This window comes from Alsobacter sp. SYSU BS001988, from assembly GCF_054796215.1.
Genome location: NZ_JBTAMK010000014.1, coordinates 12458 through 28418 on the forward strand (window position 1 = coordinate 12458; position 15961 = coordinate 28418).

Here is a 15961-nt window from a genome sequence, read left to right on the forward strand (position 1 = left end):
TCGGCGCACCAAGCGCTAGAGCCCCGGAACGCGGCCCTCTCCCTCAGGGGTTGTCGGAGTCCCAAAAGGGTTTTCGGAGCAGTACGCGCGCGCGAGGCTCGGATCCTGAACAGGCGTGAGCGCCCGAAGCCGGGCCTAGAGCCCAGCCATCCCGGCGGCGTTCTGCTTGAAGATCTGTCCCGCCTGGATGTAGCCCGACGTCGTGTCGAACTTCTTGTGGCGGAGCTGCTTCTGGATCGCGTGGCCCGGCGCATCGTTCGCCGCGGCCGACGTCGCCAGCCCGGAGCGCAGGGAGTGACCGGCGAAGCGTGCGGCGCGGGCGTTGGCCTCTTCCAGCGTGGCCCCGTCAGCCAGCGAGGTGGCGACGATCGCGCGCTTGACGATGAGGGCGACCGACTTGTCCGTGATCGCGCCGGCTCCGATCCGGCCATGCTGGCTGATGCTCCGGAACGCGGCGCCCTCGCGGATGCCGGACACCTCGAGCCAGCGCTTCAGCGCCCGGACCGGGCACGTCGCCGGATTGCTCCCGTAGGGGACGCCGATCGTGCTCCCCTCCCCTCCCTGGTCGGTCTTGGAGCGCACCAGGTGGACCAGCAGCCCATCAGCGGTCTCCTCGACATGGGACCGGCCTTCCACCGGAGAGACGAGCAGCGACACTAGTTCGGAGCGGCGCAGCGCGGCGGCGAACCCGACCAGCAGCAGCGCTCGGTCACGGATCCCGGCCAGGGTGTCGGCCGGAAGCGCGGCCACGACCTTGCGCAGGTCCGTCGTCATAACGGGAGCCTTCTTCGCCGGCGGCAGCCCCTTGGTCCGGCAGATGCCCCGCCATGTGTCGCGGAAGCCGACGTGGCCAGTGTCGAGCTGGTGGCCGGCGTAGCGATGAAACTCGCGGATGGCGGACAGGCGGCGTTGCAGGGTCGAGACCTTCACGGTGTCGGCCCGGTCGATCAGATAGGCCAGCACCGTCGCCGAGGCGGCCGGGAGCGCCGAAGCCCCCTTCCCTGCGCACCAGGCCGAGAAGTCGGCCCAGTCGGTCCGATACGCCCGATTGGTGTTCTCGGCCTTGGCGTGGCTGGCGTAGTCCCGGGCGCGATCGGAGAACGCCATGATGGGCGCGGGAAGCGAGGCCCGGACGTCGTCAACGATGGCGGGCAGGTGGTCGCTCATGGGCGGCGGCTCGCTTCCGGTAATCGCTTCTTATCGGAACCAAGAATCGCATGTACGTTGGAATACGGCAAACGGTATTTTGGGGGCTTGGAGCGCCATGTTCGTCACCGTGGGCATACTGCGGGCCGGCGTGTGCCTGCGCAGCGATCCGCCTCCCCGCATCCGGGGTGCGCCATAACCAGAAATTGAAAGGGCCTGAGATGGAGGAGGTTACTATTCGACGGCTCTCGGCCACGGATGTCCGCGATTACGTGGAAATCCGGCTCATGGCGTTGAAAGACTCTCCGGACGCATTCGGGGCGATCCACGGCGAGGAAGCTGCAAGGTCTCTCGAGGAGCACACGCGCCGGCTCGCGACATCGCTCGTGTATGGCGCCTATGCAGGTCACAGGATTGTAGGAGTCGTGGGCCTCAAGCGGGAGATTGGCCCGAAGGAATCCCACAAAGGCTACATCTGGGGCTTGTATGTCGTGGCCGAGAAGCGAGCGAAAGGGATCGGCGCAGCACTCGTGGCCGCCGCCCTTGAAGCCGCGCCGACATTGGTCGAGCAGGTCAGGTTGACCGTTGTCGCGCATAATGCTCAGGCCATTGGTCTTTATGAGCGCCTAGGGTTCTTGCGCTACGGCCTGGAGCCTCGAGCGCTGAAGGACGCTGACGGGTACGCGGACGAACTGTTGATGGTGAAGTTCACCAGCGGATCCCACCCATAGCCCCGGACTTTCGCTGTTTGCATCATGCCGTAAACGGCGAGCGGTACACGGCATGCTGTAGCAGCCGTAGCGAGTGTAGCAGCAACCTTCAGGCCGGCGAACACGGCCAGCCCGCCTGAACCGTAGCAATGTAGCCAGCGTAGCAGCCTACCCCTCCCCTACTGAAGACTGCATGTCGGACGGACACGGGAATTTCTTCGCAGTCGATGCGCGCTGCGTCATGGATGCCACCAACCAGGGCGATGGGGTCGCAACAGCGCTGGCCTATCTGACCCTGGCGCGCTTCACGTCCAAGAACCAATCGAACACCATCGCCGGCGGAGCCGCCCTAGTCCGCAAGCTGGGCCTAACGCGCGGTCGCGCCGAACTCGCCATGAAGGTGCTCGAGCGCGCGTCGCTGATCTCTGCGCCAACGAAGGGGACCGCCAGAGTCCTGCCGAGCTGGGGCGAAGTCGGCGCCCGCCGCGCCAAGGCGACCGACAGGCAGATGGCCGTCCTGAAGCGCGTCAGGAGCAAGCGCGCGCCTATCGCGCTCTCGTCAGACCCTGACTACCAGATCGCCTACACGCTCGCACAGAAGGGAGCGCTGGACCTGGTCGCCGACGCCAAGCCCGGGAAGAGCAAGTTCAAGCTGAAGGAGCCCGACTGGATCTGGCTGCCAAACTCGCTGGTGGATGGCTTCGGGGCGGGCGCCCCTCCCCTTCAGCGCCTGCGCGACATGCAGGATGTGCGAGCGATCCGGATGCTCCTGCAGTGCTACCAGCTGCAGAACCTCGCCGAGGACGGCGGCCTGAACTGGAGCGTCGTCCGGGACAGATATAAGCGCGTGAGTGTCTGCAAGTTCGGCCTTCACACGATCTGGGCGTTCGCCGCCGACGGGTCTGCGGCTGATTGGGAACCCCTAGCTGCTCCCTTCCGGCGCAAGGGGCTCTCGAATGATGAAGCGAGCGCGGAGTTCTGGAAGGTCTGGGGCTCGCTTGGCTCCGCCGGATTCCTTGAGATGGTGGGCCATGTCGTCAACGGGCTCGGAGCGGGCTCGCAAGTCCTCCACGCCTATGCCCTGCCCGGCACCGGCGAGACCGTGGAGCAGGCCGTGGCGACCGCGGCCCACACCGCCGCGCTGTCGCGACTGACCGAGGCGCAGATCGAATGGGCCAAGAACGAGCTGGGCGGAAGACGTCCGATGTTCTGCCCCGTTCCGTCCTACATCGCCAATGTCGAGCTAGTCGGAATCGCTCGTCTGGTTCACCGCCCCCACACGTCCCGGACATCAGCCTGGGCGGCCAACTTCCTGCACCGATGCGAGGCCACTGCCCTCGATTTTGCGGGTTTGGCGAAAACGCCAGTCAGATCAGCATCTTGATATGCAACATCAATGATCTGAACCTCTGCATTCAGCGCCGCGCTAGGCGCGCGTCCGGAAAGGAACAGGAGCGTGAAGCATGAGCAAGGGACAGAGCCAGAACGACTTGGAGACGCTTGCGCCCGGACCGAGCTTCTACGCGGAGACGTGGGGTGCGGATCCGTGGGCGTGGCCGCCGAAGGACGTCTGGCACCCATGGGGGAAGATCCCACCCCTGCTGCCGAACGAGACGGCGCTGGTCCTCGACTTCAGCGCCATCATTGAGAGCGAGCGCCCTGCCCCACTGAAAGGGGCATTCGAAAAGGAGCGGGTCGGCCAGTGCACCGTCTACCGGCCGACGGCGTGGCGCCGCTGATAATGCAGGACCGAATGCAGCGGAGCCCCGATATGGAGAGTTTGGAAGCCGCCCTTCGTGAGCAGTTGTTCGAGTTGACCGAAAGCGGGTCTCCGCCGGAGGAGCATGTCGGCGCCATCGCTCAGCTCAATCAGCGCGCCCCCCACTCAATCCAACTTGAGATTCCGGCCGCGGCACAGGACCCGCGACTGAACTGCTTTGAGTTCGCACTGGGGCTGGACCCGGATGACCTGAAGAAGTGTACGGACCACGTGCTGTTCGTCGGAAAGGAATTCATGTCCGAGTTCATCGCGTCGCTCCGTGAAATCAACGATCGCGATGGCGTCCCTGACGGGGCTCTCGTCATCTACCTCGACGGCGACGGTGCCCCTGTGCACGCAGGAATTTGGAGAAGCGGCCTTGTCGTCTCGAAGTGGGGCAGAGGCAACACCAACACGTGGCGGCATGCGATTTGGGAGGTGCCGGCCAATTACGGATCGAGCGTCGCCTTTTTTGAACGCCCAGCCAGCGACTACTCGCTTCAGACTTATCGGGAGTGGGAAATCGCCATCCGGCGCGCTCTTGGACACGTCTGACCAGCGGCTGCTGCTACACCTGCTACATCTGCTACGCTTCAAAGCGCCCCGCCATGGGGCGCGTGAGGAGCAATGAGGGGCTCCACGCCAGCGAAGGAGAGCCGGGATGGCAAAAGCCTATTGGGTCGCCGCTTATCGTTCAGTCAGCGATCCCGAAGCGTTGGCGGCCTATGCCAAGCTCAGTGGCCCGGCCATCGTCGCTGCAGGCGGTCGCATTTTGGTGCGCGGAACGCCGGCTCATGTCTTTGAGGACGGGCTGATGCAGCGCACGGTCGTGATCGAGTTCGACAGTGTCGAGCAGGCCAAGGCAGCTCACGACAGCCCCGGCTATCAGGAAGCCCTGGCGGCATTGGGCGACGCCGCCGAGCGGGACATCCGCATCGTTGAAGGCGTTTGAACGGCATACAGCATCCCGTTTCCTGCAAGCGGCGTACGGCGAACCGTGGCGCTCATTCCGGGCTGCTCCGATAAAGCTTGTGAACTGCGAAGATGACGGTTCCCGACTCCGGGCTGCAGCTGCACTGTTGGCGGTCATCGTGAGACCGTCGCCATGCCGCACTCCGACCAGCAAGTCATCCTAGACGCTATCGCGACCGAGATGAGAGACGCCTTCCTCGACGTTCCGGCCGAGCCAATCCCTGATAGATGCTGACGCTACTCATCCACTCGACGCCATGCCAGCGGCATTCGACCATCCTGGCCTGTATGGCTTTCGGTCTGCCGCAAACGGCTAGAAATTGGCGTCCGTAGCAGGAAGTGCGGTCCGCCCGCAGTTGTAAGCCGCGGATCGCCAACGCGGATCGATAGTACCCTTTCAGAATGACCCGCCCGTCCTGAACCCGTCCCCGCTGCCGAATGCCCCCCCCGTCGCGAAACCGTCCGGGGGTGGGATGGAGATACCTCCGCCAAAGCCGGAATCCCACGGACTTGGCCCTTGGTGAAAGCCGCCTCGCAGAACCTGCCCCAGGATCGCGCCCCCAATCGCACCCGTCAGCACACTGCCGAGCACGTTCCCGAGGGCGGCTTCGTTGCGGACCGTCCCATAGGGGGTGTCGTATCCCTGCTGCCGAAGCTCCCGCCATTGTCGCTCAATTGCGACGCGGCGCACCGCCGTCTCCTTCATCCGCCGGTGCGCTTCGACCGCGCGCCGGAGCGCTTGGTTCATGGTTGCGTCGGTGGCCTGGATGCGCCGGACGACTTCCTCGTCTCTTGGCGACGGCGTCCGTAGCGCCTCCTCATAGAGTTGATCGAGCTTTTCTTTCTGGTCTGCTGCCGCTAGCACCTCGACGGCGTCGTGGTAGGGAGCGTCTCCCTCCAGGATTGACGCGTCATAGGTGCGGTCGAGCGTCGAAAGGTTGTCCCGCGCATCGGCCAGCCGAGCTTCGGCTTGGCCGACATCCTCCCGGGCCTTGGTAGCGGCTGCCTCGACTGCCTCCATGCCGGCGTTCACCAGCGCCGTGCGCTCCAGCGCCGTCAACGCGTCCTGCGCCGCCTTCAACTCCTCAGCCATTCGCTTGGCGTGCTCGCCAAGCCGCTCGGGAATCTGGTTGAGCAGGGTGTAGTTGGCACCGGCCTTGTCGAAGCCCACAACGCGCGCAACGAGTCGGTCCATGGCGCGCACAAATCCCCGGGCGGTGTAGGTCGCGGTACCGAATCTGCGGTTCCAAAGGTACATGAAAAGCGGGTCGGCTTCATATGGCCGGCGCTTCTCGTCCCTGTCTGCGGCCGCGTCAGAGGCCTTTTTAAGAGCCTGCCGCGCATGCCCGGTCAGCTCGTCGACCCTGGCCCGGGCTGCGGTCCAGGACGGGTCGACGCTGGCCTGAGCCTCGACCCGTTTGCGCAGGTCATCGACCCGGGCCAGGGCCTCCTCGAGCGCGTCCACAGCGGCCTGGCGCGCCACCCCCGCGACTTGCACGCCTTCCTCGGCTTCGCGCCTGCGTTCCGTCAGATGCCGTAGCGCCTCCTGACGCTCGTTCAGCAAGGCGAGCGCTTGTCGTTCCGCGGCGTCCAAAGTGCTGACCACCTTGTGCTGGGTGATTGTGTCCAGCTTCATTCGGGCGAGTTCGCGGAAGGCTTCGGTGCGTTGAATGCGAAGGCGTCCGACCTCCTGCGTCGCGGCCGCGAAATCGCGCTCGAATTGCGCCTCCTGCTTGCGCGCGCTCCCGATGGTCTGCTCAATCTGCGCGAGCGCCTGCCGTCCCGTGATCATGGTTCTACCACTGGGTGATCGCGCCGCCGAGGACCGGCATCTGGTAGTTGACGTCGAGCTGCCCGCGCCGTTTCTCGCCCACGCGGTTGTTTTGCACTATGCCGTCGTCGTCCTTGTCCCGCTGCACCTGGGCGGCCGTGGCGGGGCTCACGCGCACGCCCCACTTTTTGGCTGTAACGGTCCGGCCGTCCTCCTCGCTGGTCACCGGCAGGCTCAGGACGCGGCCATCGGGGGCGACGGGCTCGACGATCAGGTAGTAATTCCGACCCGTCGGGTTCCGTTGCGGGACGCGCCAAACGCCACTGGGCTCGCCCGGGCGGGAGACGATCCGCAACACATATTCACGGCGAAGGTCAGCGCGCAGAACCTCCATGTCGTTCAGGATCTCTCGGGCGGTTTTGGCGTCGCCTTGCGCGATGGCGGCTTTCCCGTCGGCCAGGAGTTGGTCAGCCCGCTCTCGCGCCGCCGGGGTCCTTGCTTCCCTTAATACGTCCTCATGCCCTTGATCCAAGGCGACCGGGAGCCTCTGAGCGAGATCAATCCGGTTTCGTTCGGCCTGTGCCTGTTCTTGGGCGGCCCGCTCCCGAGCGGGCTCGACTACGCCGAGGCGATGAGCGCCCCAGCCGAGTGCCGCGAATGCGGCGACCGCGACGAGCTTGCGACCATGCCGCCTCCGGTTGACCCACACCGTTGCGACACTCCGCGCCAAGCCGGGCGGCGGCGGCGCGTAGACAAAGCGTTGGTCCTTGAGGGCCTTCACGCCTTCCAAGAGAACCCGGTCCGGAACTACGATTCCCTGGCCGCGATAGAGCTGGCGCAGGCGCTCCAGCAGTTCGGCGTCACGATCCTCCTGCCCCAGTTCGCGGCTGACAAGAGCGTCTTGATGGCGGATCGTGTCCACCACGTCCATGGCGAGCATCATCTCGTCAAGGCTCGGCCCAGCCTTGACAGACGCGCCTGCTATGGCGGTCGCTTCAGCCATGGGCAGGGAGCGCCTCTCCTTGTGCCACGAGCCGGGCGATGCGGCGCTTGCCCTCCTCGACCGCATCGCGGATTTCGGCCGAGTTCTGGGTTGCCAGCCGGCGCATGTCGCCGACTATCTCCAACGAGTGCTCCTGGAACGAAACCACAGAGTCGACCAGCTTTTTGACGGCGTCTGCCCGGATTGTGGGACCATAGCCGGCCTTGATGGCGGCCTCGCCCACCTGATCGCCGATCTCGGCGAGCACCTCGAGGCTGCGGGACACGCCCTCCTTCATGGCGTCGAGGCTCTGGGTCGCCTCGTGTAAGCCGAACATGCCAGTGAAAGACGCCTTCAGGGCCGTCAGCACCGAGTCGTTGGTTGAGAAAAACGTGACCGCTTGCGCATAGACGCGTTCCTTAGCATTCGTCATTTGCATCAGCCGGGCCATGATGACCTCGGAAGTGTTGTAGCTGATCGTCAGGTTGTCAGAGAGGTCCTTCGCGATCTGGTAGCGCTTCTCCTCATCCTGCGTCCGGCGAAGCTGTTCGTCCCGGGCGAGTTCGAGGCGGGCCCGGTCGGCGATCTCCTCACCCTTAAAATCGACCACCCGCGCTGAGGTGGCCTGCAGGTCAGTTCTGGCCGCGTCCAGCTTCGCCTGCGCGGTCTTCAGCACCTCCAGGGCCATCACCTCGGCGTGCTTCAGCGCCCCGCGAAAGTCGCGGTAGGCGTCAAGGATAGTCTGCTCGCGGACGATCTGATCCTTTGTCGAGCGCGTCACCTCGACGTAGGTCCGCTTGATTTCGTCAAAGCGATCGGCGACATCGCCGCGTGAGAGCTTCATCCAGACATTCGTGACACGCTCCATCACGTCGATCTTCGCGTCAGCGATCTGATCGACCATGGTCTTGGCGTCATCGCGGATGGAGTTGAAGGCTTCGGCGATCTGTCGGTAGCGCTCGCCGATCTCCATAGCCTGGGTCTGCTCGCGGACGACCTCGTTGAAAACCCCAGCCTGTCCGAGGGTCCGGGCGATCATGACGATCCGGTCCGGATCGAGATCGGATATCTTCTCGAGCAGCCCGGCGATGGGGGCCTCCACCGCCTGTGGGGGCACGATGCCGATGGCCCGCAGCGATTGCGTGGCCCGATCAAGATACTGCATGGGGGTTGTGACGAGCTCGGACATGGGCTTTTCCTTCTAAGCTCGGCGACTGAGCGCACGCCGGGGCGTGGGCCCATAGACGACTAGAGGACCGGGGCCTCAATGTGGAATTTCGGAAGCGGTTCCCCGGTTGCAAGGCAGGGCCTTATCCGACGGGCCCTCAAGGGCACTGGCCGAACGAGGGGTATGCCTTTCCCTGAGTGCTGCCCAGCATTTCCTAAGCCGTCCCAAAAGCCTGACGATTTGGCCGACTTCCGCCGACCGCGTGAGCAGGAAGCGCTTCATTGGCGTCGGTCTGTGGTACGTTGAGGCTCCGCGCTAGTTAGCCGCGACCTGTCCAGGGGCTAACGCGGCTGAGTGATACCAACCCGGACCCACCTGGATGCCGGACGTGATGCTCACGCGCACCGCCCAGCCTTAGCAATAGCTCTGGCCACTGACGCAGGAACGCCTCAGTGGCACATGAGCGGTAGACCAAACCGCATGGGCCGGGCCGAGGAGGTCGCAGAACCCGTCCGAAGGTGGGGAAAAAGATGGGGAAGCTCCGCGCCCTAGCGGAAAATTTGAGGCTGCACCTCAGATCTCAGCGCAACAATGGCGGAGACGGAGGGATTCGAACCCTCGATAGGGCTTTACAACCCTATAACGGTTTAGCAAACCGCCGCCTTCAGCCTCTCGGCCACGTCTCCAGCGCGGGAAGCTCTAGGCGATCATCGCGGTGGGGTCAACGGCGCAAACGCGGCTTGCGCCGGAGGGCCGCCGGGTCAGTGCAGCTGCAGCCACATGCGGGCGGCCCGCTGGGCGTCGGCGATCTCGGCGGAGGTCATTTCGGCGGCCACCTCGGCGCGCAGCGCCAGGGCGTCGCGGCAGCCGCGGACGGCAGCGATGTTGAGCCACTTGTGCGCGGCCACGCGGTCCACCTCCACCGAGCGGCCGGCGGCGTACATCATCCCGAGTTCGAGGAAGGCGACGCCGTCCATCTCGGGCGAGGCGATCGAGGCCATGTCGGCCGTGGACATTTCGAAACGAGCCATGGTCCTGTTTCCCTGTCGGACCCCTTACGGGGGCTGAATACTTGGGGCGCCATCGACGGATGCTCAATGTCGCCTTGAACAATCACAGTTGATCGCTTTTTCTTCAAAAGCGTCCTAATAAGGAGCGTGAATCGTTCCTTCCCGATTCCATTCGAAGTAGTTAAATTCACTCGGCGTTGACGATGGGCATGCGCCGAATCCGAGGAAACGCCTCGGTCCGGCGCATCCGGACGCATCGGCGCGTCCCGCGTCGTTTCACGCTTCATTGACTCTGGATGGCGAAGCCGGCGGCCGCCGCGGCCCATGTCGCCGCGCTCCGCTTCGCTGGAGCATGCTGCGAAAAGGCGGAAACCGGCTTTCGCGCCAGAGCATGCGACCGCCAGGACGCTAGAGCATGCGGTGTTTCCGTCGAAACACAGCATGCTCTAGACTGCCCCCAACGGCGCCGCCGGAGCGCCGGCGGGAGGACGCGGACGATGGCTGGATGGCGCAAGGCGGGATGGATCGGCGTGGCCCTGGCGCTCGGGGGAGCGCCCCTGGCGGCCGAAGCGGCCGACCCCACGGGGCTGTGGCTGCGCGGCACGGGCACGGCCCGGATCAGGATCGTGAATTGCGGCGGCGCGCTGTGCGGCGCGGTCGCCTGGCTGAAGGACCCGAACGGCCCCGACGGCAAGCCCCGCGTCGACGACCAGAATCCCGACCCCGCCAAGCGCGGCCGCCCGGCGCTCGGCCTGCCCGTCATCCTGGGCATGAAGCCCACCGGCAAGGCCGACCAGTGGAAGGGCGAGGTCTACAAGGCCGACGAGGGCAAGACCTATTCGGGCTATCTCACCGTCCTCGGCCCGCGCGAGCTGAAGCTCGAGGGCTGCGTCCTCGGCGGGATGATCTGCAAGGCCGAGACGCTCTCCAGGGTCGAGTGACGCGCCGCCGCGGGCGGAGCGGCCGCGCTCCGCCCGGACCGGCGGCCCGATCAGCGGGCCCGTTGGCCGAACAGCACGGCCTGGGCCTCCTTGTCCTTCGACAGGTCGGTCTGGGCCCGCGCCTCGGCCATCACGGCGACGCCCCGCTGGACGGCGGGACGCGCCATCACGGCTTCGAACCAGCGCTTCAGGTGCGGGAAGTCGTCCATCACCTGCCCCTGCCTTTCCCAGCCCCGCACCCAGCCGATGCAGGCCATGTCGGCGATGGAGTAGTCCCCGGCCAGATAGTCGTGGTCGGCGAGGCGCGTGTTCATCACGCCGTAGAGGCGGTTCACCTCGTTTGTGTAGCGGGCGATGGCGTAGGGCGTCTTCTCCGGGGCGTAGATGCGGAAGTGATGCGCCTGCCCGGCCATGGGCCCGAGGCCGCCGACCTGCCAGAACAGCCACTCCTCGACGGCGACGCGCCGGCGCTCGTCGGCGGGATAGAACTGGCCCGTCTTGCGGCCGAGATATTGCAGGATGGCGCCCGACTCGAAGACCGAGATCGGCTGGCCGTCCGGTCCGTCGGGGTCGACGATCGCCGGCATGCGGTTATTTGGAGAGATCGCCAGGAACTCGGGCTTGAACTGGTCCCCCTTGCCGATGTTCACGGCGTGCACCGTGTAGGGCAGCCCTGTCTCCTCCAGCATGATGCTGATCTTCCAGCCATTGGGGGTCGGCCAGTAATAGAGGTCGATGGGTTTTCCGGCGGCTGCGGCCATGCGCGTGCGCTCCTCGGGAGTGACGATGCGCGGAAGGTAGGACGAACCGGCCGCCGCCGGAAGGCCGGCGCGGGATCACGAATGCGCGCCCGCCGCGGCGCGGACGCGCCATTTCCAAGTTCCAACTTGTAATTGATGTTTTTTGTGATCCGATTGCGGTTGCGCCACGCAGCCGGCGAACCGGCTGCGCCGGCCGGCTCGAAGAACGCCGGGCCGGGAGCGGATCGCCCAGGCGCATGGAGGATTGAAGTCCCATGAAGACTCGCTTGATCGCATTGACGGCCCTGTTCATCGCCTCCGCGCTGCCCGTTTCGGCGCAGACAACCTCCACCAACCCGCTGAAGAAGCCTGCGCCCGCGGCTGCGGCCCCCGCGGCCGCGCCGGCCGCCCCGGCGGCGCCTGCGGCCGCCGCGCCCGCCAGCGAGGCCAAGAAGCCGTCCGAGGCCCAGATGGCCTCGCGCAACCGCATGAAGGAATGCGGCGCCGAATGGCAGACCATGAAGAAGGCCGGCAAGACCGAGGGCAAGACCTGGCGGCAGTTCTCCAGCGAGTGCCTGAAGAAGAAGTGACCTGAGAGGCGGCCAATTCGCCGTCTGGGGCCCCCGAACCCGTTTCGGGGGCCTTCTCGACTCAGGAGCCCGGGACCGGCGCAGCCGCCGCGGGCAGGCGCTTCTTGAAGCCCGCATGGCTCTTGGCGTAGCCGAGCCGCTCGTAGAAGCGGTGCGCGTCGGCGCGCCCGGCGTTCGACATGAGCTCGCAGACGCGCGCGCCGCGGCGCGCCGCCTCGGCCTCCGCGGCGGCCACCATGCGGGCCCCGACGCCGCGCGACCGCTGGTCTCCCCGCACCTGCACGGAGCGCAGCACGGCGTGCAGCGCGCCCCGGCCGGTCAGCCCCGGCATGAAGCTCAGCAGCAGCGAGCCGACCACCTCGCCGGCGTCCTCGGCGACGTAGAGGACGTGGTCCGGATGGTCGGCCAGGTTCTGGAAGGCGCGGCGGTAGTCGGCTTCCGACTCGGGGCTCCACGCGTCGCCCTGGCCGAAGCCGCGGTCCGCCGCGTGCAGGCCCACGATGGCCGGGAGATCGGCGGGGCGCGCCTCCCGGATCACGGCGCCGGCCGCTGCGCTCACGCGGCGGCCCGGGTCTCGGGCGGCAGGATGTCGGCGGGGTCGCCGAAGCCCGGAAGCGCCCGGAAGCGCGCCACCCAGGCGGTCAGGTTCGGGAACGGGGCCAGGTCGAAGCCGGCCTCGCCGACATAGTGGACCACCCCATAGACGTCGATGTCGGCGATGGTCGGCGCCTCCCCCACCAGCCAGTCGCGGCCGGCGAGCGCCTTGTCGAGGAATCCCAGCGCCGCCGTCGCCTCGGCGGCGTACATCTGCAGCGTGGCCTCGTCCAGCGTGCGGAACCCCGCCTTGGCGCCGCGGGTGCGGTACACGGGGGCGGCGAGCTTGTCCCAGACCCAGAACATCCATTCGCGCGCGGCGATGCGCTCCTCCAGCGTGGCGCCGCCGAACTTGCCGGTCTTGTCGGCGACATATTCGAGGATGGAGGCCGACTGGCACAGGTTGCGGCCGTTGGACGTGTCCGTCAGGCAGGGCACCTGGCCGAAGCGGTTCTTGGCCAGGAACTCCGGCGACTTGTGCTCGCCGGCGCGCAAATTGACGTGGTCATAGTCGAACGGCTCGCCCGCGAGCGCGAGCGCCAGCCCAACCTTGTAGGTGGGCCCCGAGAGATAGATGCCGTGAAGGGTGAAACGCGCGGTCATGGACGTCCTCATGCGAGGGGATGAAGCCAAGGCGCGGAGCCTACAGCTTCGCAGGCGCGCCGCAAGACGGCTGCGCGGTTGACTTCAGGCCCACGCTCACCACCTCTGCGCCGAGATCGCAGCCTGCATGCGGTTCGACGGGACGCCTCCCCTTCGTTGATCCATGCTCCGGGAGACGCCCGTTTGAACGTTCCTGACTTCGTCGAGCCCATCCTGTCCTTCATCAAGACGCATGAGGGCTGGGCCATCCCGATCGTCTTCGCGCTGGCCTTCGGCGAGTCGCTGGCCTTCGTGTCGCTGCTGATCCCCGCCACCGTGATCCTGTGGGGCATCGGCGTGATGGTGGGGGCGAGCGGCGCCGCATTCCTGCCGCTCTGGCTCGCCGCCGCCCTCGGCGCGGCCTTGGGCGACTGGCTCTCTTACTGGCTCGGCTACCACTACGCCGATCCCATCTCGCGCATGTGGCCGCTCAACAGGCATCCGGACCTGCTGCCGCGCGGCCATGCGGCCTTCGAGAAGTGGGGCTGGGCCGGCGTGTTCTTCGGCCGCTTCCTCGGCCCCCTGCGCGCCGCCGTGCCGCTGGTGGCCGGCGCATGCAAGATGCCGCAATGGTCCTTCCAGCTCGCCAACTGGCTCTCGGCCTTCGCCTGGGCCACGTGGACGCTTGGGGCGGGAGCGTTCGGAGTGGAAGCGCTGAAGGGCTGGCTCTAAGCGCTGAGGGACGCCGCCAGCCCGCTCTGGCGATCAGCACGTGTCCGTCATCCCCGGCGGCGCGAACCGCCGGGAAGGGGATCCAGGGGCAAGGCGCTCACTCCTGGATCCCTCTTCCCCTCCGCCGCTGCGCGGCTCCGGCCGGGGATGACGGCGAGACTCAAATCCCCAGCTTCGCCTTCAGGATGTCGTTCACCGCCTGCGGGTTGGCCTTGCCGCCCGACTGCTTCATCACCTGCCCGACGAACCAGCCGATCATGGTGGGCTTGGCCTTGGCCTGCTCCACCTTGTCCGGGTTGGCGGCGATCACGGCGTCCACGGCCGCCTCGATCGCGCCCGTGTCGGTGACCTGCTTCATGCCGCGGCTCTCGACCAGCTCGCGCGGGTCGCCGCCCTCGGTCCAGACGATCTCGAACAGGTCCTTGGCGATCTTGCCCGAGATCACGCCCTCGCCGATCAGGTCGATGATGCCGCCGAGCTGCGCCGGCGACACCGGCGAGGTGGTGACGTCCTTGCCTTCCTTGTTGAGCCGGCCGAACAGCTCGTTGATCACCCAGTTCGCCGCCGCCTTGCCGTCGCGGCCCTTGGCGACGGCCTCGAAATAGGCGGCCTGCTCCTGCTCGGCCACCAGCACGCCGGCGTCATAGGGCGAGAGGCCATAGTCGGCGATGAAGCGCGCCTTCTTGGCGTCCGGCAGCTCCGGCAGGTGCTGCGCCAGCGCGTCCACATAGGCCTGGTCGAATTCCAGCGGCAGCAGGTCCGGGTCCGGGAAATAGCGGTAGTCGTGCGCCTCCTCCTTGGAGCGCATCGACCGCGTCTCGCCGCGGCCGGGATCGAACAGCCGCGTCTCCTGGTCGATCACGCCGCCATCCTCCAGGATGCCGATCTGCCGCCGCGCCTCGGTCTCGATCGCCTGGCCGATGAAGCGGATCGAGTTCACGTTCTTGATCTCGCAGCGCGTGCCGAAGGGCTCGCCGGGCCGGCGCACCGAGACGTTCACGTCGGCGCGCAGGCTCCCCTTCTCCATGTCGCCGTCGCAGGTGCCGAGATAGCGCAGGATGGTCCGCAGCTTGGTGACATAGGCGCGCGCCTCCTCGGAGGAGCGGATGTCGGGCTTCGACACGATCTCCATCAGCGCCACGCCGGAGCGGTTCAGGTCCACGAAGCTCATGGTGGGATGCTGGTCGTGCAGCGACTTGCCGGCGTCCTGCTCCAGGTGCAGGCGCTCGATGCCGACCGTGATCTGCCCGCCGCTTTCCGGCAGGTCCACCACCACCTCGCCCTCGCCCACGATGGGGCTCTTGTACTGGCTGATCTGGTAGCCCTGCGGCAGGTCCGGGTAGAAGTAGTTCTTGCGGTCGAAGGTGGAGCGCAGGTTCACCTGCGCCTTGAGGCCCAGCCCGGTGCGGATGGCCTGCCGGACGCACTCCTCGTTGATCACCGGCAGCATGCCCGGCATGGCGGCGTCCACCAGCGACACATGGTCGTTCGGCTCGCCGCCGAACTCAGTCGAGGCGCCCGAGAACAGCTTCGACTTCGACGTCACCTGCGCGTGGATCTCCATGCCCACCACGATCTCCCAGTCGCCGGTGGCGCCCTTGATGAGCTTCTTGGGATCGAGCGTGCGGCTGTCGACGATGGCGTTCATCGGAGATCTCTCGTAACGATCGGACGGGCTTGCGCCCCGCTTTTCAGGTCTGCGACGCGCGGGGTCAAGAGGCGCCCGAGCTCAGCGCCCACTCGCCCGCCTTGCCCCATACCCCACGACGGCCCACCCCACCCCGGCGAAGAACCGCGCCAGGGCGTGCGCGCCGCCGAAGTAATAGCCGCCCTCGAACCAGCTGATCCCGACGAAGCGCAAGAGGAAGCTCACCGCCACGGCCGCGATCACGGCCGCGAAGCCGGCGAGCAGCAGCTTGGCGGCCTGATCGGCCTTCCAGCCGACCCACAGCCCCACCGCGATCACCACCGGGTCGACGAAGGCGAGAAGGATCACCCAGCGATAGGGATCGAGGTCCTGCCAGAAATGCGGGGGCATGGCTTTGTCCTGACGTCAGCGCGCGGTCAGCCGCCGGCCGGCGACGCCGAAGATCCAGCCCAGCAGCACGAAACCCGCCGCCATGGCGACGGTCGCGACCGGCCGCGCGTCAGCGTCGCCCCGCACCGCCTGGACCACGAGCAGCACGACCAGCAGCCCCGCCGTGAACCAGAGCAGCCATCGCAGCACGGTCAGGCACGCGGAGGCGACGACCGTGCTGAACATG

19 protein-coding genes and 1 tRNA gene are annotated in these 15961 nt (G+C 66.7%); 8 read left to right on the plus strand and 12 right to left on the minus strand.

Going from position 1 to position 15961, the window contains the following annotated elements:
* Window positions 1–135: 135 nt before the first annotated feature.
* The gene (locus ACYVO7_RS20085) at window positions 136–1167 is read right to left on the minus strand and encodes a tyrosine-type recombinase/integrase (protein ID WP_460451589.1); all 1032 of its coding nucleotides are present in this window, start codon (window positions 1165–1167) and stop codon (window positions 136–138) included.
* Window positions 1168–1433: 266 nt separating this feature from the next.
* Here ACYVO7_RS20085 and ACYVO7_RS20090 point away from each other — a divergent pair, with 266 nt between their 5' ends.
* From ACYVO7_RS20090 to ACYVO7_RS20110, 5 genes are all read left to right on the plus strand, one after another.
* Complete coding sequence (locus ACYVO7_RS20090) at window positions 1434–1877, plus strand: GNAT family N-acetyltransferase (RefSeq protein ID WP_460451590.1); 444 nt, start codon at window positions 1434–1436, stop codon at window positions 1875–1877.
* A 172-nt stretch (window positions 1878–2049) separates the two neighbouring features.
* Window positions 2050–3240: a hypothetical protein gene (locus ACYVO7_RS20095; protein WP_460451591.1), complete on the plus strand. Its 1191-nt coding sequence runs from the start codon at window positions 2050–2052 to the stop codon at window positions 3238–3240.
* A gap of 79 nt (window positions 3241–3319) precedes the next feature.
* Window positions 3320–3595 carry a hypothetical protein gene (locus ACYVO7_RS20100; RefSeq protein ID WP_460451592.1) on the plus strand — a complete coding sequence of 92 codons (276 nt, stop codon included), beginning with the start codon at window positions 3320–3322 and terminating at the stop codon, window positions 3593–3595.
* Between the two features lie 32 nt (window positions 3596–3627).
* On the plus strand, window positions 3628–4170 hold the full coding sequence (locus ACYVO7_RS20105) for a hypothetical protein (RefSeq protein ID WP_460451593.1): 543 nt from the start codon (window positions 3628–3630) through the stop codon (window positions 4168–4170).
* Window positions 4171–4276: 106 nt separating this feature from the next.
* Window positions 4277–4567, plus strand: coding sequence for a DUF1330 domain-containing protein (locus ACYVO7_RS20110; RefSeq protein WP_460451594.1), 291 nt, complete (start codon window positions 4277–4279; stop codon window positions 4565–4567).
* A gap of 417 nt (window positions 4568–4984) precedes the next feature.
* On the opposite strand, the gene ACYVO7_RS20115 is transcribed toward ACYVO7_RS20110, so the two are convergent.
* The 5 genes from ACYVO7_RS20115 to ACYVO7_RS20135 all read right to left on the minus strand — a co-directional run bounded on the left by ACYVO7_RS20115 (window position 4985) and on the right by ACYVO7_RS20135 (window position 9539).
* Window positions 4985–6379: a coiled-coil domain-containing protein gene (locus ACYVO7_RS20115; protein WP_460451595.1), complete on the minus strand. Its 1395-nt coding sequence runs from the start codon at window positions 6377–6379 to the stop codon at window positions 4985–4987.
* Window positions 6380–6383: 4 nt separating this feature from the next.
* A complete protein-coding gene (locus ACYVO7_RS20120; protein ID WP_460451596.1) occupies window positions 6384–7361 on the minus strand; it encodes a DUF6384 family protein in 978 nt (325 codons plus the stop codon).
* Window positions 7354–8529 (minus strand): cell surface protein, encoded by a 1176-nt coding sequence (locus ACYVO7_RS20125; protein WP_460451597.1) that lies wholly within the window; start codon window positions 8527–8529, stop codon window positions 7354–7356. The genes ACYVO7_RS20120 and ACYVO7_RS20125 overlap by 8 nt, the downstream gene beginning before the upstream one ends.
* Before the next feature lie 571 nt (window positions 8530–9100).
* A tRNA-Ser gene (locus ACYVO7_RS20130) sits at window positions 9101–9194 on the minus strand.
* Between the two features lie 75 nt (window positions 9195–9269).
* Complete coding sequence (locus tag ACYVO7_RS20135; RefSeq protein WP_460451598.1) at window positions 9270–9539, minus strand: SEL1-like repeat protein; 270 nt, start codon at window positions 9537–9539, stop codon at window positions 9270–9272.
* Between the two features lie 476 nt (window positions 9540–10015).
* On the opposite strand from ACYVO7_RS20135, the gene ACYVO7_RS20140 reads away from it, so the two are divergent.
* Window positions 10016–10459 (plus strand): DUF2147 domain-containing protein, encoded by a 444-nt coding sequence (locus tag ACYVO7_RS20140; protein ID WP_460451599.1) that lies wholly within the window; start codon window positions 10016–10018, stop codon window positions 10457–10459.
* A 50-nt stretch (window positions 10460–10509) separates the two neighbouring features.
* Here ACYVO7_RS20140 and ACYVO7_RS20145 read toward each other — a convergent pair whose 3' ends face one another.
* Window positions 10510–11220 carry a glutathione S-transferase N-terminal domain-containing protein gene (locus tag ACYVO7_RS20145; protein ID WP_460451600.1) on the minus strand — a complete coding sequence of 237 codons (711 nt, stop codon included), beginning with the start codon at window positions 11218–11220 and terminating at the stop codon, window positions 10510–10512.
* Between the two features lie 254 nt (window positions 11221–11474).
* On the opposite strand from ACYVO7_RS20145, the gene ACYVO7_RS20150 reads away from it, so the two are divergent.
* Window positions 11475–11789, plus strand: a complete 315-nt coding sequence (locus tag ACYVO7_RS20150; RefSeq protein WP_460451601.1) for a hypothetical protein — start codon at window positions 11475–11477, stop codon at window positions 11787–11789.
* Between the two features lie 61 nt (window positions 11790–11850).
* Here ACYVO7_RS20150 and ACYVO7_RS20155 read toward each other — a convergent pair whose 3' ends face one another.
* Window positions 11851–12348: a GNAT family N-acetyltransferase gene (locus tag ACYVO7_RS20155; RefSeq protein ID WP_460451602.1), complete on the minus strand. Its 498-nt coding sequence runs from the start codon at window positions 12346–12348 to the stop codon at window positions 11851–11853.
* Window positions 12345–12986, minus strand: coding sequence for a glutathione S-transferase family protein (locus tag ACYVO7_RS20160; RefSeq protein WP_460451603.1), 642 nt, complete (start codon window positions 12984–12986; stop codon window positions 12345–12347). The genes ACYVO7_RS20155 and ACYVO7_RS20160 overlap by 4 nt, the downstream gene beginning before the upstream one ends.
* A 183-nt stretch (window positions 12987–13169) precedes the next feature.
* On the opposite strand from ACYVO7_RS20160, the gene ACYVO7_RS20165 reads away from it, so the two are divergent.
* The gene (locus ACYVO7_RS20165; protein ID WP_460451604.1) at window positions 13170–13697 is read left to right on the plus strand and encodes a DedA family protein; all 528 of its coding nucleotides are present in this window, start codon (window positions 13170–13172) and stop codon (window positions 13695–13697) included.
* Window positions 13698–13857: 160 nt separating this feature from the next.
* Here the strand turns inward: ACYVO7_RS20165 and gatB are convergent, their stop codons facing one another.
* From gatB to ACYVO7_RS20180, 3 genes are all read right to left on the minus strand, one after another.
* The gene (gene gatB, locus ACYVO7_RS20170; RefSeq protein WP_460451605.1) at window positions 13858–15345 is read right to left on the minus strand and encodes an Asp-tRNA(Asn)/Glu-tRNA(Gln) amidotransferase subunit GatB; all 1488 of its coding nucleotides are present in this window, start codon (window positions 15343–15345) and stop codon (window positions 13858–13860) included.
* Between the two features lie 81 nt (window positions 15346–15426).
* Entirely contained in the window at window positions 15427–15735 is a 309-nt protein-coding gene (locus ACYVO7_RS20175) for a hypothetical protein (protein WP_460451606.1), read from the minus strand.
* A 15-nt stretch (window positions 15736–15750) separates the two neighbouring features.
* A complete protein-coding gene (locus ACYVO7_RS20180) occupies window positions 15751–15960 on the minus strand; it encodes a hypothetical protein (protein ID WP_460451607.1) in 210 nt (69 codons plus the stop codon).
* Window position 15961: the final 1 nt, after the last annotated feature.